15 protein-coding genes, 1 pseudogene and 1 riboswitch are annotated in these 18,323 nt (G+C 71.6%); of the genes and pseudogenes, 3 read left to right on the top strand and 13 right to left on the bottom strand.

The window, feature by feature from the left end:
- Positions 1 to 36: 36 nt before the first annotated feature.
- The 7 genes from groL to ACFYSC_RS07130 form a co-directional block, all read right to left on the bottom strand.
- The gene (gene groL / locus ACFYSC_RS07100) at positions 37 to 1,662 is read right to left on the bottom strand and encodes a chaperonin GroEL (RefSeq protein ID WP_362931299.1); all 1,626 of its coding nucleotides are present in this window, start codon (positions 1,660 to 1,662) and stop codon (positions 37 to 39) included.
- A gap of 459 nt (positions 1,663 to 2,121) precedes the next feature.
- On the bottom strand, positions 2,122 to 2,322 hold the full coding sequence (locus ACFYSC_RS07105) for a cold-shock protein (protein WP_012895270.1): 201 nt from the start codon (positions 2,320 to 2,322) through the stop codon (positions 2,122 to 2,124).
- Positions 2,323 to 2,656: 334 nt separating this feature from the next.
- A complete protein-coding gene (locus ACFYSC_RS07110) occupies positions 2,657 to 2,932 on the bottom strand; it encodes a MoaD/ThiS family protein (RefSeq protein ID WP_362931297.1) in 276 nt (91 codons plus the stop codon).
- Positions 2,933 to 2,955: 23 nt separating this feature from the next.
- The gene (thrC, locus tag ACFYSC_RS07115) at positions 2,956 to 4,248 is read right to left on the bottom strand and encodes a threonine synthase (RefSeq protein ID WP_389957868.1); all 1,293 of its coding nucleotides are present in this window, start codon (positions 4,246 to 4,248) and stop codon (positions 2,956 to 2,958) included.
- 14 nt (positions 4,249 to 4,262) lie between these two features.
- A riboswitch (SAM riboswitch) is annotated at positions 4,263 to 4,402 on the bottom strand.
- 129 nt (positions 4,403 to 4,531) lie between these two features.
- On the bottom strand, positions 4,532 to 6,232 hold the full coding sequence (locus ACFYSC_RS07120; RefSeq protein ID WP_389957870.1) for an alpha-lytic protease prodomain-containing protein: 1,701 nt from the start codon (positions 6,230 to 6,232) through the stop codon (positions 4,532 to 4,534).
- A 23-nt stretch (positions 6,233 to 6,255) separates the two neighbouring features.
- Entirely contained in the window at positions 6,256 to 8,358 is a 2,103-nt protein-coding gene (locus ACFYSC_RS07125; protein ID WP_389957873.1) for a trypsin-like serine protease, read from the bottom strand.
- A 288-nt stretch (positions 8,359 to 8,646) separates the two neighbouring features.
- Positions 8,647 to 9,204, bottom strand: a complete 558-nt coding sequence (locus ACFYSC_RS07130) for an RNA polymerase sigma factor (protein ID WP_362931289.1) — start codon at positions 9,202 to 9,204, stop codon at positions 8,647 to 8,649.
- 231 nt (positions 9,205 to 9,435) lie between these two features.
- Between ACFYSC_RS07130 and ACFYSC_RS07135 the strand changes: the two genes are divergently transcribed.
- Entirely contained in the window at positions 9,436 to 10,863 is a 1,428-nt protein-coding gene (locus ACFYSC_RS07135; RefSeq protein ID WP_389957876.1) for a trehalose-6-phosphate synthase, read from the top strand.
- A gap of 142 nt (positions 10,864 to 11,005) precedes the next feature.
- Here the strand turns inward: ACFYSC_RS07135 and otsB are convergent, their stop codons facing one another.
- On the bottom strand, positions 11,006 to 11,797 hold the full coding sequence (otsB, locus tag ACFYSC_RS07140) for a trehalose-phosphatase (protein WP_389957879.1): 792 nt from the start codon (positions 11,795 to 11,797) through the stop codon (positions 11,006 to 11,008).
- 259 nt (positions 11,798 to 12,056) lie between these two features.
- Positions 12,057 to 12,353, bottom strand: a pseudogene (locus ACFYSC_RS07145) (DUF3263 domain-containing protein); the annotation flags it as partial.
- A 115-nt stretch (positions 12,354 to 12,468) separates the two neighbouring features.
- Here ACFYSC_RS07145 and ACFYSC_RS07150 point away from each other — a divergent pair.
- Together ACFYSC_RS07150 and ACFYSC_RS07155 are read left to right on the top strand one after the other, a co-directional pair.
- Positions 12,469 to 13,272 carry an S-adenosyl-l-methionine hydroxide adenosyltransferase family protein gene (locus tag ACFYSC_RS07150; RefSeq protein WP_389957882.1) on the top strand — a complete coding sequence of 268 codons (804 nt, stop codon included), beginning with the start codon at positions 12,469 to 12,471 and terminating at the stop codon, positions 13,270 to 13,272.
- Positions 13,273 to 13,641: 369 nt separating this feature from the next.
- Positions 13,642 to 14,091, top strand: coding sequence for a hypothetical protein (locus tag ACFYSC_RS07155; protein WP_389957884.1), 450 nt, complete (start codon positions 13,642 to 13,644; stop codon positions 14,089 to 14,091).
- 217 nt (positions 14,092 to 14,308) lie between these two features.
- Here the strand turns inward: ACFYSC_RS07155 and ACFYSC_RS07160 are convergent, their stop codons facing one another.
- From ACFYSC_RS07160 to ACFYSC_RS07175, 4 genes are read right to left on the bottom strand one after another with little or no spacing between them, the layout of a single operon-like run.
- Positions 14,309 to 15,322, bottom strand: a complete 1,014-nt coding sequence (locus ACFYSC_RS07160; RefSeq protein WP_389957887.1) for an ABC transporter ATP-binding protein — start codon at positions 15,320 to 15,322, stop codon at positions 14,309 to 14,311.
- A complete protein-coding gene (locus ACFYSC_RS07165) occupies positions 15,306 to 16,343 on the bottom strand; it encodes an ABC transporter ATP-binding protein (protein WP_389957889.1) in 1,038 nt (345 codons plus the stop codon). The genes ACFYSC_RS07160 and ACFYSC_RS07165 overlap by 17 nt, the downstream gene beginning before the upstream one ends.
- Positions 16,344 to 16,355: 12 nt before the next feature.
- Positions 16,356 to 17,294, bottom strand: a complete 939-nt coding sequence (locus tag ACFYSC_RS07170; protein WP_389957891.1) for an ABC transporter permease — start codon at positions 17,292 to 17,294, stop codon at positions 16,356 to 16,358.
- The gene (locus ACFYSC_RS07175) at positions 17,287 to 18,225 is read right to left on the bottom strand and encodes an ABC transporter permease (RefSeq protein ID WP_389957893.1); all 939 of its coding nucleotides are present in this window, start codon (positions 18,223 to 18,225) and stop codon (positions 17,287 to 17,289) included. Before ACFYSC_RS07175 ends, ACFYSC_RS07170 begins: the two co-directional genes overlap by 8 nt.
- Between the last annotated feature and the right edge of the window lie 98 nt (positions 18,226 to 18,323).

Consider the following 18,323-nt stretch of genomic DNA (forward strand, 5'->3'; position numbering starts at 1 on the left):
CCGGGGCCGCCTTTCTCGTTCGCGTGGGGCGATGGACTAGAAGTCCATGTCGCCGCCGCCCGGCATCGCGGGAGCGGCCGGGGTCTTCTCCGGCTTCTCGGCGATGACGGCCTCGGTGGTGAGGAACAGCGCCGCGATGGACGCCGCGTTCTGCAGCGCGGAACGCGTCACCTTGGCCGGGTCGAGGATGCCCGCCTCGAACATGTTGACGTACTCGCCGGTGGCGGCGTTCAGGCCCTCACCCGGGGTGAGGTTGCGCACCTTCTCCACCACGACGCCGCCCTCGAGGCCGGCGTTGACGGCGATCTGCTTCAGCGGCTCCTCCAGGGCCTTGCGGACGATCGCGGCACCGGTGGCCTCGTCGCCGGTCAGCTCCAGCTTGTCGAACGCCTTGGCGCCCGCCTGCAGCAGCGCCACGCCACCGCCGGGGACGATGCCCTCCTCGACGGCCGCCTTCGCGTTGCGGACGGCGTCCTCGATGCGGTGCTTGCGCTCCTTGAGCTCGACCTCGGTCGCCGCGCCGGCCTTGATGACGGCCACGCCGCCGGCCAGCTTGGCGAGACGCTCCTGGAGCTTCTCGCGGTCGTAGTCGGAGTCGGTGTTCTCGATCTCGGCGCGGATCTGGTTGACCCGGCCGGCGATCTGCTCGGCGTCGCCGGCGCCGTCGACGATGGTGGTCTCGTCCTTGGTGACGATGACCTGGCGGGCCCGGCCGAGCTGGTCGAGCGTGGTGGACTCCAGCTTGAGGCCGATGTCCTCGCTGATGACCTGGGCGCCGGTCAGGATGGCGATGTCGCCCAGCATGGCCTTGCGGCGGTCGCCGAAGCCGGGGGCCTTGACGGCCACCGAGCGGAACAGACCGCGGATCTTGTTGACGACCAGGGTCGCCAGGGCCTCGGCCTCGACGTCCTCGGAGATCAGCAGCAGCGGCTTGCCGGACTGCACGACCTTGTCGAGGACGGGAAGGAGGTCCTTGTTCGCGGAGATCTTCGAGTTGACGACGAGGATGTACGGGTCGTCGAGGACGGCCTCCATACGCTCCGGGTCGGTGACGAAGTAGGGCGAGATGTAGCCCTTGTCGAAGCGCATGCCCTCGGTGAGCTCAAGCTCCAGGCCGAAGGTGTTGCTCTCCTCGACGGTGATGACGCCTTCCTTGCCGACCTTGTCCATCGCCTCGGCGATCATCTCGCCGATCTGCGGGTCGCCCGCGGAGATGGAGGCCGTGGAGGCGATCTGCGCCTTCGTCTCCACGTCCTTGGCGAGCTTGAGCAGTTCCTCGGAGACACGCTCGACGGAGGCCTCGATGCCCTTCTTCAGGCCCATCGGGTTGGCGCCGGCGGCCACGTTGCGGAGACCCTCGCGAACCAGGGCCTGCGCGAGGACGGTGGCGGTGGTGGTGCCGTCACCGGCGACGTCGTCGGTCTTCTTGGCGACTTCCTTGACGAGCTCGGCCCCGATCTTCTCCCACGGGTCCTCGAGCTCGATCTCCTTGGCGATGGACACACCGTCGTTGGTGATCGTGGGGGCGCCCCACTTCTTCTCCAGGACGACGTTGCGGCCCTTCGGGCCCAGGGTCACCTTGACGGCGTCCGCGAGCTGGTTCATACCACGCTCGAGACCGCGCCGGGCGTCCTCGTCAAACGCGATCATCTTGGCTGCCATACGGCTAGACCTCCCGAACACAGGGTGGCTTGCACCGGATCGAGCCGACGCCCGCGACGGCATTCGGATCCGCGACTCCGTTCGGCGGATCCCATCGTCCCGATCCAGGGTTGGCACTCGCCCTCGGTGAGTGCCAACAAACTATTTAGCACTCTACCCTGTCGAGTGCAAGCGACGTCGCGTTGACCTGCCCGGGAGGTGACGGCCTCCCGCGACGACCCGTTACGGCGGACGCCCCGCACGGTCTCGCCCCCGGCCACCGCCCCGCGCGACCGGATCCCGGCCGCCGTGTCCCGGCGGATTCGGGCCTCCGGCACGGAGAGACCCCGGTACGGCGAGGGCCCGGCCCTCCGAGGGGACACGGTGGACCGGGCCGGCGCGCCGAGGGCCCGCGTGGACTGCGCTGCCACGGGGGTCCGTCCGGCGCGCCCCTTTTGCGCGTCCGGGGGGACGGCTGCCTCAGACGGCCCTCACGGACTCCGCCTGCGGGCCTTTCTGCCCCTGGGTGATCTCGAACTCGACCCGCTGGCCCTGTTCGAGTGCGCGATAGCCGTCCATCATGATCGCGGAGTAATGGACGAACACATCCTTACCACCGTCTACCGCGATGAAGCCGTAGCCCTTGTCCGCGTTGAACCATTTGACGGTGCCTTGCGCCACTTCCGACTCCTCTTACTGGACTTGAGGACATCGCCCATTCCTCTCGCGACGTCCTCAATCTCCGAGGCGGACACATCGCCTGCGTCGATCGTTCTCGACCATACCTGTGGTACGCCGTAGGGCAACAGAGTCAACCAGCAAACTGCCGCTTTACGTACGAATGCAGCACGAGAACATAGTTTTGCCATCGGGCCCGCTGATCAAATATTGCATTATTTCAACAAGCGCCGATATGGACATCCTCCCGAAAGCGCGACACCCGCCCCGGCCAGGCCGGAGCGGGCGTCGGCGGGCGCCGTACGGGACGGCGGCCCGGAGCGCGGGGACGACGGGGTCAGCCCCCGGCGACCGCCGGGATGATGGAGATCTGGACGCCGGACGGCGTCGCGGTGTCCAGGTTGTCGGCGAAGCGGACGTCCTCATCGCCGACATAGACGTTGACGAACCTGCGAATCTTGCCGGAGTCGTCGAGAATCCGGGCGCCGATCCCGGGGAAGTCGGCGTCGAGTTTCCGCAGCACCTCGCGGAGGGTCTCACCCTCGGCGTTCACCTCGGCCGCACCACCGGTGTACGTCCGGAGAATTGTCGGAATCCGTACAGAGACACTCATTATTAAGCACCTTTCCGGTGATTTCAGGCGATGACCGAGCGGAATTCGTCAAGCGAGGGGCGGATGACCGCGGTGGGACGGGCCTCGCCCGCCACCGCGTCGAGGGTCTTCAGGCCGTCACCGGTGTTGAGCACCACGGTCTCGGCGTCGGGGTCGAGCCGCCCCTCGGCGGCCAGCTTGCGCAGCACGCCGACCGTGACGCCGCCCGCGGTCTCGGCGAAGATGCCCTCGGTCCTGGCCAGCAGCCTGATCGCGGCGACGATCTCGGCGTCCGTGACGTCCTCCACCGCGCCGCCGGTGCGCCGGGCGATGTCCAGCACGTAGGGGCCGTCGGCCGGGTTGCCGATGGCCAGCGACTTGGCGATCGTGTCCGGCCGTACCGGGCGGATCACATCGTGACCCGCCTTGTAGGCGGCCGAGACCGGCGAGCAGCCCTCGGCCTGCGCGGCGAAGATCCGGTAGGGCTTCTCCTCGACGAGCCCGAGCGCGATCAGCTCCTTGAACCCCTTGTCGATCTTCGTGAGCTGGGAGCCGGACGCCACCGGGACGACGATCTGGTCGGGGAGTCGCCAGCCGAGCTGCTCGGCGATCTCGTACGCCAGGGTCTTGGAGCCCTCGGCGTAGTACGGGCGCAGGTTGACGTTGACGAAGCCCCACCGCTCACCCAGCTCGTCGCCGATGAGCTCCGAGCAGAACCGGTTGACGTCGTCGTAGGTGCCCTCGATGCCGACGAGCTTCCCGCCGTACACCGAGGCCATGACGATCTTGGCCTGCTCCAGGTCGGCGGGGATGAACACGCAGGCGTCCAACCCGGCGCGGGCGGCGGCCGAGGTCACCGCGCCGGCGAGGTTGCCGGTGGAGGAGCACGACAGGGTGTGGAAGCCGAAGTTGCGGGCCGCCTCGACGGCGATGGCCACCACGCGGTCCTTGAACGAGTGCGTCGGGTTGCCCGAGTCGTCCTTCACGTGCAGCGAGCGCAGGCCCAGCTCGCGGGCGAGGTTGCCCGCGTCGACCAGCCTGGTCCAGCCGGGCTCCGTGTTGGGCCGGGCGGCGACGTTCTCCGGGACGGGCAGCAGCGCGCGGTAGCGCCAGATGTTCGCCGGACCGGCGGCGATCTGCTCGCGCGTGACGCGCCCGAAGTCGTAGGCGATCTCCAGGGGGCCGAAACACTCGATACAGGCGAAGCTCGGGCCGAGGTCGTAGCGGGTGCCGCACTCCCGGCAGGAGAGGGCCACGGCGGGGCCGAAGCGGCCGTCGGGCGCGGTGCCGGCGGAGACGGGGGCGGAGGTGGGGATCCGTGTTTCTGCGAGCGCCATGAAGCGAGGCCTTTCCCTCATCTTCGTCCGCGACCACCCTGGCCACGGACCGGAATTGGCACCTGTCCCGGCCGACCCCGCCATGTCGCGAGTTTGAACCGGGAGGGTTGCCGGGGCTTCGCAGGGCCGGTCCCTCCACCCCTCTGGATGAGCAATATGAAGTTGTGGACCCGATGAACGGGTCTCTCGCACTTTACCCCGGCCGCCGGGCGTTCTGACCAGATGTCTCACTGTGCGAGACGACGCGTGTCATTCCCCGGACGACGGACGGTGAAAAGGCCCGTCACGGGTGACGGTACCCCAGGAGGAAGGGCCCGCCGCCCGCCACGGCGACCACCCGGTAGCGGTAGTAGCCGGGCGTGCCCTCATAGGTGATCGTCTCGAAGGGGTACGGGCTGACCGAGGAGGCGACGGTCCGCCAGCCGGAGCCGGCCGCCCACTTCTCCAGGTACAGGTCGACGTCGGTGCCGTCGTTGGAGTTCACGCAGCCGTAGTGGGTCCCGGCGGTCCTCGACCGGTAGTAGCCGCTCCTCGCCCGGTTCCGGGGGTTCACGGGCCGGTAGGCGGCCTGCCCCGCCGGAAGGACGCTCTGGGCGGAGTCGGGGTAGCCGGTGCAGGTGCCCGTGGTCGGCCGCAGGGTGCCGTCGACGGTCAGCAGGGTCAGGCCGTACGTCGAGAGGATCTTTGCGACCGGCTGGAAGTAGCTGAACCCGGAGCCCGGGAAACAGGAGCCGGAGCCGCCGGAGAGCACCCCCTGGGCCTGGTCCACCGAGACGAACGGGCCGCCGGAGTCGCCCCGGTCGGCGCAGACGCTGGTGCGGGTCAGCCCGAAGACGTTCCCCTGCGGATAGGAGACGCTGACGTCGCGCTGCAGGATGAGACCGCAGTACCAGTCGGAGGTGGAGCCGGACCGGCACACCGACGCCCCCTCGATGGCCGGCCGGTCCCCGGCGATGGGCAGGACGCCGCCGTCGGCGTTGCCCACCGTAGGCTTGGGCGTCCAGTCGTCGTTGACCTGGATCCAGGAGAAGTCGCTCGACGGGAACACCGACCCCCGGAAGACGCCCTGGGGCACCCGGTTGTAGCCGTTGGTCTTCTCTCCCACCTTGCCGCAGTGGCCGGCGCTGACGAAGCCGCCCGCGCCGCCGTGGAGCACGGAGAAGCCGACCGTGCAGCGCAGAGAGACCCCGACGTAGAAGGGGCTGCCCCCCACCAGGTCGTAGAGCGGCCGGGGACGCTCGGTGGACGGCACCACCACGATCGTCCTGCCGTCCACGCCGATGTCCCTGATGACGGCCTCGGTCTGCACCGGCTCCTCGGACAGCACGACGACCTTGTTGTTCCGCACGTCGACGTAGCGCACGCTCCCCCCGCCCGTCGGGCGGGCGGGCAGCGCGGCGTCGAGCTTGTCCTTGACCGCGCCGAGTTCGACCAGCGAGTGCTCGACGACCTCGGCATGAGCGCCCTGGGCGACGATTTTGGGGATGTCGTCGGGGTCGGTGGTGGCCACCACGAGGTTCTGCGCGACGGTTCCCTGGAACCACGAGCCGCCGAAGCGGTCGCCGAGCGCCACCCGCAGTCTCGCCTCGACCGGAGCCAGGCGGATCTCGTTGAGCAGCCGGGCCTGGGCCTGCTCGGCGCTGAGGCCGAGGTCGCGCTGGAGGGCCTGGAGCATGCCCGGCGGCGGCGCGTTGTACGGCAGGCCCGCCCGCCCGGCCTGCCGCGCCCGCCCTCCGCGCTCCGTGGAGTCGTGCCGAGACCGGACCGCGGCGGGGCGCACGCGGGCTCCGCGGCCGGGCCGCGCCGCGGGGAGACCCGCGAGGGCTCCGCGCTCGGGCCGCGCCGCCGGGAACCGTACGACCGGGGCGTCCCGGACGGCGGCCAGGGGCTCGGGCTCCGCCCGGACCGCCGAGGGCGTGACGGCGGCGAGCACGGCGGCGGAGAAGAGGGCACATCCGGCGGCTACGGCGCGACCGTGGAACATACGACCTCCCGGGGGTCCGTCCTTCAGGGCAGGTCGTGCTGGTAGCCCAGCGTGTAGCCGCCGGAGCCGCTCGCGGCGGTCACCCGGTAGCGGTAGCGGCCGGCCGGTCCCTGGTAGCGGAGCGTCTCGTCGGGGTTCGGACCGGTCTCACTCGCCACGGTGACCCAGCTCCGGCCGTTCCACCTCTGCAGGTAGAGGTCGAAGTCGCTGCCGTCGGGGCCGTCCAGGCACGCCAGATGGACCTCGGTCGCCGTCGTCCGGTAGTAGCCGCCGCTCGGCAGGTAGGCGGAGCGGCCCAGGGCGAGCGTCCCCGGGGTCGTGGTCCGGTAGCACGGGCAGGCGCACTCCGGTTCCGGCTGGGCGAGCCCGCCGGCCGCCGGCTCCCCGCCGGACCGCGTGGACGGCGCGGCGCCTCCGTGACAGCCGCGTACGGCCTCAGCGGTCTCCGGGGCGCTCGGGGTTCCCGAAGCGGTCGGGGTCTCCGGAGCTGCCGTGACGCCCGGAGCCGGGGTTCCGGGAGCCGGGGCGCCCGGGGTGTCCGGGGTTCCCGGCGTCACCGGGACCGCCGGCGGAAGCGGGGCGGTGTTCGTGTAGCCCAGCGTGTAGGGGCCGGAACCGGTGCGGGCGTTCACCCGGTAGCGGTAGCGGCCGGCCGCGCCGAGATAGGAGATCGACTTGTCGGCGGCCGGACCGGTGTCGCTCGCCACGACGACCCAGCTCCGGCCGTTCCACCTCTGCAGGTAGAGGTCGAAGTCGCTGCCCGCCGGGCCCTCCAGGCAGCCGGTGTGCAGCCTGTAGGCCGTGGTCCGGTAGTAGCTTCCGCTCGGCTGGTAGGCGAGACCGCCCACGCTGAGCGTCCCGGCCACCCGCCGCGGGTAGCAGGGGCAGGCGCAGCCGGTCTCCGGCGGGACGGGCTCGTCGACCACCAGGCTCACGCCGTAGGCGGAGAGGATCTCGGTGACCGGCTGGAAGACCGTCTCGCCTCCCGCGGTGCAGTTGCCGTTGCCGCCCGACAGGACCCCCTGGGCCTGGTCGACGGAGACGAACGGCCCACCGGAGTCGCCCGGCTCGGCGCAGGCGTCGGTGAGGGTGAGCTGCGAGACCGTCTGGGTCTCGTCGTAGACGACGGTGACGTCGCGCTGCCGTACGGTGCCGCAGTGCCAGCCGGTCGTCGAGCCGGACCGGCAGACCGACGCGCCCTCGATCGCCTCCCGGGAGCCGGTGACGCCGATCGTGCCGCCGGTGCTGACCACGTCCGGGGTGGGCCGCCAGTTCGTGTTCACCGTGATCCAGGAGTGGTCGTCGCCGGGGAAGCTGGAGCACTCGAAGACGCCCTGGGCGACGTTGTTGTACCCGGTGGTGACGCTGCCCGCGTCGCCGCAGTGTCCCGCGCTGACGAAGCCGTTCTGGGCGCCCTTCGTGGCGGAGAAGCCGACCGAGCAGCGCCACGCGCTGTCGATGCGGTAGGCGTCGCCGCCCCGGAGGTCGTACAGGGGCCGGAACCGCCTGGCCGAGGCCTCCACCCGCACCGCCTCCTGGCTCACGCCGGTGAGCCCGACGAGGTTGCGGGTCTGCTCCGGCACGGTCGTACGGATGACCACCTGGTTGGTGCGGACATCGACGTACCTGGCGAAACCGCCCGCCTCTCCCGCGGCGGCCAGATCCTTGTCGAGCTCGTCCTTGACCGCGGTGAGCCGGGCCAGCGACCGGGCGACGATCTTGGGCTGGGCGCCCGCGGTGGTGATCAGGGGAGCCGCGGCGAGGTCGGTGGTGGCCACGATCAGCACCTGCGCGACCCTCCCCTCCAGCCAGGAGCCGCCGAAACCCGCCCCGAGCTCCCGGCGGAGCCGGGCCTCGATCGGCGCGTACCGGATCTCGTTGTCCAGCCGGGCCTGGGCCTCCTGTGCCGTGAGGCCGAGGTCGCGCTGGAGCGCCTCGATCATGCCGTGCGGCGGTTTCCGGACGCTCCGGGCGCTCGAAGCGCCCCCGGAGCTCAGGGGGTTCCGGAGTTCCTGCGCCTTACCGACATCCTGGGCCGCGGAGAACGCCGGAGCCACGGGGGTCGTCACGACGAGGGCGACGGCCGCGAGGACGCACCCCACGGCGACTGGACGTCTGCGAAGCATGGATCTCTCCCCTGGCGCTGACGGACACGGCGCGAGGGGAGACCGGCGCGCACCACGGCCGATCACCGGGTACGGGCGGCACCACTCTAATCCGCCCATCAGGCGAAAGGCCGGGAAAGCCGGACGACACGCGGGGACGCCTCCGAGCGGAGACCCGGAAGCCGGACGGCACGCGGTCGCATCCGCGGAACGACGCCTCAGAAGCCGGGCGAGACGTGAGCGCGGGAGCGTTCCCGGGGCCGCCGGGTTTCGGGTGACCGGGCGGCGGGTGTGTCCCGGAGCGGGGCCTCAGAAGCCGTAGGCGTCGCCCAGGGCTCCCTGGACGTACTTGCGCGCCTGGTGGATGCGCGATTTGGCGGTGCCGAGCGGGATGCCGAGCTGCTCGGCCACCTCGCTGTAGTCGAGCTGACAGATGTCGCGCAGCACCAGCGCCTGGGCGAGGTCGGGCTTCTCCGCCTCCAGCGCCTCCATCGCGTCCAGCAGGTCGAGCCGTGAGCCGGCGATCACACTCACCCGGGCGACGTCGGGCCGCTGCATCGGCAGTTCGTCGGAGCTCTGCTCGGCCGAGCGCCGCTTCAGCGAGCGGTAGGTGGTGCGGGCGCAGTTGGCGGTGATGATGTGCAGCCACGTGCTGAACCGGGCGCGTCCCTCGAACCGGCCGATGTTCCGCGCCACCGCCAGCAGGGTGTCCTGGCACGCCTCCTCGGCGTCCTGCCGGTAGGGGAGGATCCGTCCGCAGTGCCGGAGGATGTCGGGCTCGATCCGTTTCAGCAGCTCGCCGAGCGCGCGGTGATCACCTCGGGCGGCCAGCCGGGCCAGTTCCTCGGTCGTCTCGTCCAGCGCCATCACGAAGCTCCTGATCGGCGGTCACGGTCGATCCATCCTAAGCTCCGGCCGCCCTTCCCTTGGCGTCGCCTTGACCGTTCACCCTCATCCGGCGGCCTCCGGCGCCCCGGCGGATGAGGCGGGAGCGATCCCCCCGGTAACCCGTACAGGTGGAAGACCAGGGCATTCTGCCCCAGGTCCGGCTAACCTTTTCAGTCCAGGCAAGCGCGTCCCTCAGCCGAAGGGATCCCGATGAGCGGCCCCATCCTGCTGGCCTCCAACCGCGGCCCCGTCTCCTTCACCCTCGCCGACGACGGCTCCCTCACCATGCGCCGGGGCGGAGGGGGCCTGGTGTCGGGCCTGTCGGAGGTGTCGCGGGACATCGACCTGCTGTGGATCTGCGCCGCGCTGTCCGACGGCGACCGCGGCGCCGTACGGCTGGCGCCCGGCGGCCGGCTCGACCACACGGGTTTCGACACCGGGGCGGTGCGGATGCTCGACATCCCCCCGGCGACCTTCCACCGCGCCTACAACACGGTGGCGAACTCCACACTGTGGTTCGTCCACCACCTGCTCTACGACACGCCCAACCGGCCGCAGTTCGACGCGAGGTTCCGCCGCGACTGGGAGTCCTACCAGGCGTACAACGAGGCGTTCGCGACGGCGCTGGGCGAGGAGGCGCCGCACGAGGCGCGGGTGATGGTCCAGGACTACCACCTGTCCCTGGTCCCGGCCATGCTGCGCGGCGAGCGGCCCGACCTGCGGGTGGCGCACTTCTCGCACACCCCCTGGGCCCCGCCGGAGTACTTCTCCCTGCTCCCCGACGACCTTCGGGTCGAGCTGCTCGAAGGCATCCTCGGCGCCGACCGGGCCGGTTTCCTCACCAGCCGGTGGGCCGGGGCCTTCATGGACTGCTGCGAGGCGGTGCTCGACGCCCGGGTGGACCGCGTGCACCGCACCGTCACCCACGGCGGCCGGACCACCCGGATCGGCGTGCACCCGCTGGGGGTGGACGGCGAGGCGCTGTGGGCGCGGGCCTCGGAGCCCGACGTCGAGTCGCACATGGCGGCCCTCCGCGACCAGGTGGGCGACCGCAAGCTGATCGTGCGGATCGACCGGACGGAGCTGTCCAAGAACATCGTGCGGGGCCTGTCGGCCTACCGGGAGTTCCTGGCGGATCATCCGGAGTGGCACGGCAGGGTGGTGCACCTGGCGTTCGCCTACCCCTCCCGCCACGACCTGCCCGAGTACCGCGAGTACACCGCCGCGGTGCAGCGCTGCGCCCAGGAGATCGAGGACGAGTACGCCACCGAGGACTGGAGCCCGCTGATCCTCAACGTCAACGACGACTACCCGCGTTCGCTGGCCGCCTACCGGCTGGCCGACGTGATGCTGGTCAACCCGATCCGCGACGGCATGAACCTGGTGGCCAAGGAGGGGCCGCTGCTGTCGCCGGGCAGCGCGCTGATCCTGTCGCGTGAGGCGGGCGCCGCCTCCGAGCTGGGCGAGAACGCGCTGCTGGTCAACCCCTTCGACGTGTCGGCCACGGCGACCGCCATCCACCGGAGCCTGGTCATGCCGGAGGCCGACCGCGTCCGCAGGGGCGCGCGGCTGACGGCGGCGGCCACGGCGCTGCCCCCGCGCCGCTGGTTCACCGACCAGCTCGCTTCCCTGGGCTGACCGCCGGGCCCCGCGCCTGGCGACCTGCCCGCCGCGGCCGGCGCGCCGTGCTCCGCCGCTCCGCCGTCCCTCGACCTCCGCCGTCCCTCGACCTCCGCCGTCCCTCGACCGGCGCCGCGCCGCGGGCCCGCCCGTGCCCGGTTCAGGCCCGGTCCGCGTCCCCGGATTCGATCGTGTCGGCGATCGAGGCGAACAGCTTCATCACCCCGTCGGGCCCGTCCACCACGATGTCGGCCTCCACCTCCAGCTCGGCCGACCCGCTGAACACCGTCACGCCGGGCAGGCCCGACGTCCGTACGGCCTCGAACGCCGCGATGTCGCCGAGGTCGTCGCCGGCGAACAGCACCGAGCGCGCGCCGCGCTCGCGCAGGAACGCGCCGAGCGCCATCCCCTTGTCCATTCCCGGCGGCCGCAGCTCCAGCACGAACTTGCCGGGCTCCACCGCCAGCCCGGTCTCGACGGCCAGCTCGGCGACCGGGTCGCGCAGCGCGGCGAGAACGCCCTGGGGGTCGTGGGCCCGCCGGGTGTGCACGGCCAGCGCCCGCTCCTTGTCCTCGACCACGACCCCGTCGAACGGCTCGACCAGCCGGGGCAGGCCCGCCCGCGCCCGGTCCAGGCCGGGGTGCGGCGGCGGCGAGGTGACCGTTCCCGCCTCCCAGCGTTCGAGGCCGTAGTGGCCGAGCACGACGACCCCGGGTATCCCGGCCAGGGAGCCGTACTCCACGGCGGTGGCCGCCGGGCGCCCGGTGACGATCGCCACGGCGCCGACCAGACGGCCGAGCCTGGTCAGTACGGCGACGCCGTCCGGGTGGATCCTGGCGTCGGCGGGGTCGGGCACGATCGGGGCGAGCGTGCCGTCGAAGTCGACCCCGATCACCGCCCCGGCGGGGTCGGCCGTGATCGCGCGCAGTCCGTCAGGGAGGTCAGTGGTCATGCTCGCTCGCTCCGTCGTCGGCCCGGCCGTCTCGCCGGATCACCGTGTCTCACCGCGTCTCATGTGGATCACCGCGTCTCGTGCGGATCACCGGCTCGCCGTCGTCTCCCGGCTCACCGGCGTCCGCCGGGGTGCCCGCTCGCTGTGCCGTACCCCTCCATTTGATGATTTATCCGAAATGGGGGCTATCACCGGGCTCGCCGGGCGGAGCGTCGCGTGGGGCGTCGGACGGAGAGGAGGTGCCGGGCGGGGCCGACGGGCCGGAGCGGCGGACGTCCCGGTCACGACGGCGCGTCTCACGGAGCCGGCGCAGACGCTTGACGAGCATCGGGTCCTGGGCCAGCGCCTCCGGCCGGTCGACCAGCTCGCCGAGCAGCTGGTAGTAACGGGTGGCCGAGACGCCGAAGGTCTGCCGGATGGCCTGCTCCTTCGCGCCGGGACGGCGCCACCACCGGCGCTCGAAGGCCAGCAGCTCCCGCTCCCGCCCGGTGAGTCCACGGGCGTCCGGCTCGCGTCCGGCGCCTTCGCCGTCGCCGGGGACCGGTGCGCCGTCCATCGCCCTCCTCCTCGGTCGGGCACCCGGCGACCACGCCGAGTGCGCGCCCGGAAGTCAGGATAGTCCGGAATTTCTGCCTGTTCACGGCGAAGGCCCCGACGTACAGTCACCAGGTGTGACCTCAGTCATCACCATTCTCACGGACTACGGCCTGCAGGACGGCTACGTCGCCTCCTGCCACGGCGTGATCGTCGGCATATCGCCGGAGGCGCGGATCATCGACGTGTGCCACCAGGTCCCGACGGGGGACGTACGGCGTGCGGCGGCGATCCTGGCGCAGACGGTCCCCCACATGCCGCCCGCCGTCCACATCGCCGTGGTGGATCCCGGGGGCGGGGCCCGGCGCGCCGTGGCGGTCGAGGCGGGCGACCACGTGTTCCTGGGGCCGGACAACGGGGTGCTGTCGTGGGCGGTCCAGGCGAACGGCGGCGCGCGGGCGGCCTACGAGCTCACCAACGAGGAGTTCTTCCACCGGCCCGTCTCACCGACCTTCCACGGCCGCGACGTCTTCGCGCCCGTCGCGGCGTTCCTGACGGTCGGGCACAGGCCGTCCGAGGTGGGGCCGCCGATCCCGCTCGACCGGCTGGTCTCGCTGCCCGCGCCGACCTCGCGACTGCACGAGGGCGCGGTGGAGGGCGAGGTGCTGTCGGTGGACGGCCACGGCAACACCCAGCTCTCGGTCACCGGGGGCGACCTGGCCACGCTGGGCGCGCGTCCCGGGAGCACGCTGGTGGTCTGGCTGGGCAGGCGGCACGTCACCGTGCCGTTCCGTGAGACGTTCGCCGCCGTCGCGCCGGGCGAGCTGGTCGCCTTCACCGACTCGGCGGGGCTGCTGTCGCTGGCGGTCCACGCGGGCGACGCCTCGCAGCGACTCGGCCTGCCCCCCGGCGCCCACGTGCGCCTGTCGGTCCACACCTGACCCGCGCCGCACCCCGCGGCCCGGGGCCGTGTCGGTTCACCCCTGATCCGCGCCGCCCCCGCGGCCCGGGGCCGTGTCGGTTCACCCCTGATCCGCGCCGCCTCCGCGGTCCGGGGCCGTCTCCGGTTCCGGCCGCCGGGGGCCCCGGGCGCGGGGGTCGCGGCGGTCGCGGCCGCGCGGTGCCAGGCGGGCTTTATCTCACTGTCTGCCCGCCTATGGTGCTGCGATCATTGCCGCCGCCTGACCTTCTCGGCACCGCCCGTAGACGCGCCGCTGGATAGTCTCACTCTCGCTACTTCGCGTGGTCACGCGCATACGCGGAGTTCCAAGGCCAATCACTGGCGCGATTTCCTTTCGGGGGGAACACAAATGATTCGTCGTCTTCTCGTCACCTCGGCGTGTGTCGGCCTCGCCGTCCTCGCCCCGGCCGTCGCCGCCTCGGCGTCCACGGCCAAGACGGCCAACTGCTGCGGGGGCAGCGCCTTCATCCCGACCAGCACCGTCACCTACGGCCAGGTCGTCACCTCGACCCCGGTCGCCATCGCCAGCGGCGCCAACTGCTTCGGCGGCGGCGTCATCGGCGGCGGCAGCTGCTTCGGCGGCGGCTGGGGCGTCGGCGGCAGCTGCTGGGGCGGCGGCTGGGCCGGCGGCGGCTGGGGCGGCGCCGGCTGGGGCGGCGGGCTCGTCCCCGGTGGCGGCGGCTTCCTCGGCGGCGGCAACAACATCAACACCCTCAGCCCCGGCACCGGCGTCGTGGGCAACGGCACGGGCATCGGCGGCCTCGTCGGCGTCGGCAACCTGGGCATCGGCATCCTCTAAGGAGCGGTGCCGCCGGCCGGTCCCGCGCACTGCGGCGGGCGCCGGCCGGCTTCTCCGAGTACCGGAAAGGGGCGGTGCCCCGCACGTCACCGTGCGGGGCACCGCCCTCGGCCGTTTTCCGGCATGGGGCCGTACACGACCGCCGGACCGTACGGCCGGCGCGTCACGCGACGGCCCGCCGTACGGGCCGTACGGGCCGTGCGGCCGGAGAGAACCCCTACACGTGCACCACGTCGTGGGTCTCGGCGAAGTGGCAGGCGCTGGCGTGCCCGGTACCGGGCCTGATCTGCAGCAGCGGCTCCTGCTGGGCGCAGATGTCCTGCGCCTTCCAGCACCGGGTGCGGAACCGGCAGCCCGACGGCGGGCTGGCCGGGGACGGCGGGTCGCCCTGCAGCACGATCCGCTCGCGCCGTTCCCGCCCGTCGGGGTCGGGCACCGGCACCGCCGACAGCAGCGCCTGGGTGTACGGGTGCGCGGGCCGGTCGTAGATCTCCACGTCGGTGCCGATCTCTACCATCTTGCCCAGGTACATCACGCCGACCCGGTCGGAGATGTGGCGGACCACCGACAGGTCGTGGGCGATGAAGACGTAGGCGAGGCCGAAGTCCCGCTGCAGCCGCTCCAGCAGGTTGACGACCTGTGCCTGGATCGACACGTCGAGCGCGGACACCGGCTCGTCGCAGACGATGATCTCCGGCTGGAGCGCCAGGCCGCGGGCGATGCCGATGCGCTGGCGCTGCCCGCCGGAGAACTGGTGCGGGTAGCGGTTGACGTGCTCGGGGTTGAGCCCCACGACCTCCAGCAGCTCCTGCACCTTGCGGCGGCGGTCGCCCTTGGGCGCGACCTCGGAGTGGATCTCGTACGGCTCGCCGATGATGTCGCCCACGGTCATCCGGGGGTTCAGCGAGGTGTACGGGTCCTGCATCACCATCTGGATGTTGCGGCGGACCCTCTTGAGCTCGGCCCCCTTCGCGTTCGCGATCTCCCGGCCGTTGATCCTCACCGAGCCGGAGGTCGGCCGCTCCAGCGCCATCAGCACCTTGGCCAGCGTGGACTTGCCACAGCCGGACTCGCCGACGATGCCGAGCGTCTCGCCGCGGCGCAGGTCGAAGGAGACCCCGTCGACGGCCTTGATCGCGCCGACCTGCTTCCTCAGCAGGACGCCCTGGTGCAGCGGGAAGTGCTTGACCAGGTCGCGGACCTCCAGGATCGGCTCACCTTCGGCTGTCATCGAGGACCTCCCTCCAGTAGTGGCACGCGCTGCCCCGGGTCGGCCCGATCTCGTACAGCGGTGGCGCGTCGGTGACGCAGTCGTCCTGACGGTAGGGGCACCGGGGGTGGAAGGCGCAGCCCCGCGGCATGTCCAGCAGGTTCGGCGGCATGCCCTTGATGGCGTACAGCTCCTGGCCCTTGAGGTCCACCCTGGGGATGGAGTCCAGCAGGCCCTTGGTGTACGGGTGGGCGGGCGCGCGGTAGATGTCGTGCACCAGGGCGTTCTCCACGATCCGCCCGCCGTACATGACCGCGATCTTGTCGGCCACGTCCGCCACGACGCCGAGGTCGTGGGTGATGAGGATCAGGCCCATGTTGCTCTCGCGCTGGAGTTCGGCGAGCAGCTCCATGATCTGGGCCTGCACCGTCACGTCGAGCGCCGTGGTGGGCTCGTCGGCGATCAGCACCTCCGGGTCGAGCGCGATCGACATCGCGATCATGATGCGCTGGCGCATGCCGCCGGAGAACTGGTGCGGGTAGTCGTTCACCCGCTGCCGGGCCGCGGGGATGCGGACCCGGTCCATCAGCTCGATCGCCTTCTTCGTGGCGTCGCGGCGGGACATGCCGCGGTGGACCCGGAACATCTCGCTGATCTGCCAGCCCACGGTGAACACCGGATTCAGCGCGGAGAGCGCGTCCTGGAAGATCATCGAGATGCGCTGGCCGCGGACCTGCGCCCTCTGGTCCTCCGGCAGCCGCAGCAGGTCGGTGCCGCGGAAGCGGATCTCACCGCGGGGGATGCGGGCCGGCGGCATGTCGAGGATGCCCATGACGGCCTGCGCGGTCACCGACTTGCCGGAGCCGGACTCGCCGAGCACGGCGAGGGTCTCGCCGGGGCTCAGCGAGTAGCTGACCCCGTTGACCGCCTTGACGACGCCGTGGCGGGTGGCGAACTCCACGTGCAGGTCGTCGACGGCGAGCAGCGGTTCGTCACCCGGGGCCGTCCGCGCCGGCAGCACCGGCGTCGAGGTCTTCTTCACAGCGGGTCCCCCTTACCGCAGCTTCGGGTCGAGGGCGTCGCGCACGGCGTCGCCCAGCATGATGAAGGCCAGCACGGTCAGGCTCAGGAACAGCGCCGGGAACAGCAGCGGAGCCGGAGCCTCCAGGAACCGCTCCCGGGCGTCGGAGATCATCAGACCCCAGGAGATGTCCGGGGAGCGGAGGCCGACGCCGAGGAACGACAGGCCCGCCTCGGCCGCGATGAACGTGCCCAGGTTGATCGTGGAGACCACGATCACCGGCGCGACGGCGTTCGGCAGGATGTGCCGGAACATGATCCGGGGGGCCGAGGCGCCGAGCGCCCGCGCGGCGACGACGTAGTCCTGGCTCTTGGCGGTGATCACCGCGGCCCGCATGATGCGGAACGTCATCGGCCACGTCAGCACGGCCAGCGCCAGCATGACGGTCCAGACGTTGCCGGTACGGAAGACCGCGAGGATGAGCAGCGCGCCGAGGATCGACGGGATCGCGAAGAAGATCTCGGTGATCCGGGAGAACAGGGTGTCCACCGCGCCGCCCTTGAACCCGGCGAACAGACCGAGCAGGCCGCCGACGACCGCGGTGACGACCGTGGTGCTCAGACCGACCACGACCGAGTTGCGGGCGCCGTAGAGGGTGCGCGCGTAGACGTCGCAACCGAGGTTGTCGGTGCCGAAGAAGTGGGCGCCGCTCATCGGCTGCCGCGCCTTGCCGAGGTCGCAGCTGGCGGCGTCGAACGGGTTCACCGAGGTGAAGAGCCCGGGGAACGCCGCGATGAGCAGGATGACCGCGATGAGGACGGCCGAGCCGATGAAGAGGGGGCGGCGGCGCAGGTCGTGCCAGGCGTCGCTCCACAGGCTCGCCGCCTTGGGCGGCTTGGCGGCCCCGCCGTGCCTGGCGGTCCCGCCTCCGTGCTTGCGGCGCCGGGTGTCCGGCGCGATCGTGTCACTCATAGCGGATCCTCGGGTCGAGCACGGCGTACAGCAGGTCGACGACCAGGTTGGCCAGGATGTAGACCAGCACCAGCACGGTCACGATCCCGACGACCACGGACTGCTCGCGCAGGTAGACGGAGCTGAACAGCTGCTGGCCGATGCCGGGCAGATTGAAGATCGTCTCGGTGATCACCGCGCCGCCCATCAGCGTGCCGAGGTCGGCGCCGAGGAAGGTGATCAGCGGGATCAGGGCGTTGCGCAGCGCGTGCCGGCCGACGACCCGGCGGCGGGGCAGACCCTTGGCCACCGCGGTGCGGATGTAGTCGGCGCGCAGTGTCTCGGCCAGGCTGGTCCTGGTGAGCCGGGTGAGGTAGGCGATCGACACCCCGGCGAGCACGAAGCCGGGCAGCAGATAGCTGCGCCAGCCCTCCGTCACGCCCGCGATGGGGAACAGGTCGATCCCGGCCGTCTTGAGCTTCACGCCCAGCAGCAGCTGCAGGACGAAGCCGGTGACCAGCGTGGGGACGGAGATCAGCACCAGCGTCGCGGCGAGGATCGCCGAGTCGGCGGGCCGGCCGCGGCGCAGCGCCGCGAGCAGGCCGAGGCCGATGCCGATGACCGCCTCCAGGACCAGCGCGGTCACCGCCAGGTTGATGGTCACCTGGAACTTCCCGGCCATGAGGTCCGTCACCGGCACGCCGGCGAAGGTCTTGCCGAAGTCGCCGCTGAACAGTCCCGTGAGGTAGTACCAGTACTGCACGATGAACGGGTCGTTCAGGTGGTACTGCTCGCGCAGGATGGCGACGATGTTGGGGTCCATCCGCTTCTCGCCCGCCAGCGCCGCGATGGGGTCGCCGGGCAGCGCGAAGACGATGGCGTAGATGAGCAGGGTGGCGCCCAGCAGGACGGGTATCGCCTGGATCAGGCGCCTGAGGATGTAGCGGCCCATTCAAGCCTCCCTTGTGCCCCGCCGCGGCCCTCCCCGGCCGGCACCCGGGGGTGGTCGGTGCCGGAAGAGGAGGGTCCGCGGCCGTGAGGCGGTTCGTG

Origin of the sequence: Streptosporangium sp. NPDC004379, from assembly GCF_042873875.1 — a bacterium.
Taxonomy (GTDB): Bacteria; Actinomycetota; Actinomycetes; order Streptosporangiales; family Streptosporangiaceae; genus Streptosporangium.

Coding starts and splice junctions, on each gene's coding strand:
- groL (WP_362931299.1), bottom strand. CDS start 1,662: ATGGCAGCCAAGATGATCGCGTTTGACGAGGACGCCCGGCGCGGTCTC.
- ACFYSC_RS07110 (WP_362931297.1), bottom strand. CDS start 2,932: ATGAGTGTCTCTGTACGGATTCCGACAATTCTCCGGACGTACACCGGT.
- thrC (WP_389957868.1), bottom strand. CDS start 4,248: ATGGCGCTCGCAGAAACACGGATCCCCACCTCCGCCCCCGTCTCCGCC.
- ACFYSC_RS07120 (WP_389957870.1), bottom strand. CDS start 6,232: ATGTTCCACGGTCGCGCCGTAGCCGCCGGATGTGCCCTCTTCTCCGCC.
- ACFYSC_RS07125 (WP_389957873.1), bottom strand. CDS start 8,358: ATGCTTCGCAGACGTCCAGTCGCCGTGGGGTGCGTCCTCGCGGCCGTC.
- ACFYSC_RS07130 (WP_362931289.1), bottom strand. CDS start 9,204: ATGGCGCTGGACGAGACGACCGAGGAACTGGCCCGGCTGGCCGCCCGA.
- ACFYSC_RS07135 (WP_389957876.1), top strand. CDS start 9,436: ATGAGCGGCCCCATCCTGCTGGCCTCCAACCGCGGCCCCGTCTCCTTC.
- otsB (WP_389957879.1), bottom strand. CDS start 11,797: ATGACCACTGACCTCCCTGACGGACTGCGCGCGATCACGGCCGACCCC.
- ACFYSC_RS07155 (WP_389957884.1), top strand. CDS start 13,642: ATGATTCGTCGTCTTCTCGTCACCTCGGCGTGTGTCGGCCTCGCCGTC.
- ACFYSC_RS07160 (WP_389957887.1), bottom strand. CDS start 15,322: ATGACAGCCGAAGGTGAGCCGATCCTGGAGGTCCGCGACCTGGTCAAG.
- ACFYSC_RS07170 (WP_389957891.1), bottom strand. CDS start 17,294: ATGAGTGACACGATCGCGCCGGACACCCGGCGCCGCAAGCACGGAGGC.
- ACFYSC_RS07175 (WP_389957893.1), bottom strand. CDS start 18,225: ATGGGCCGCTACATCCTCAGGCGCCTGATCCAGGCGATACCCGTCCTG.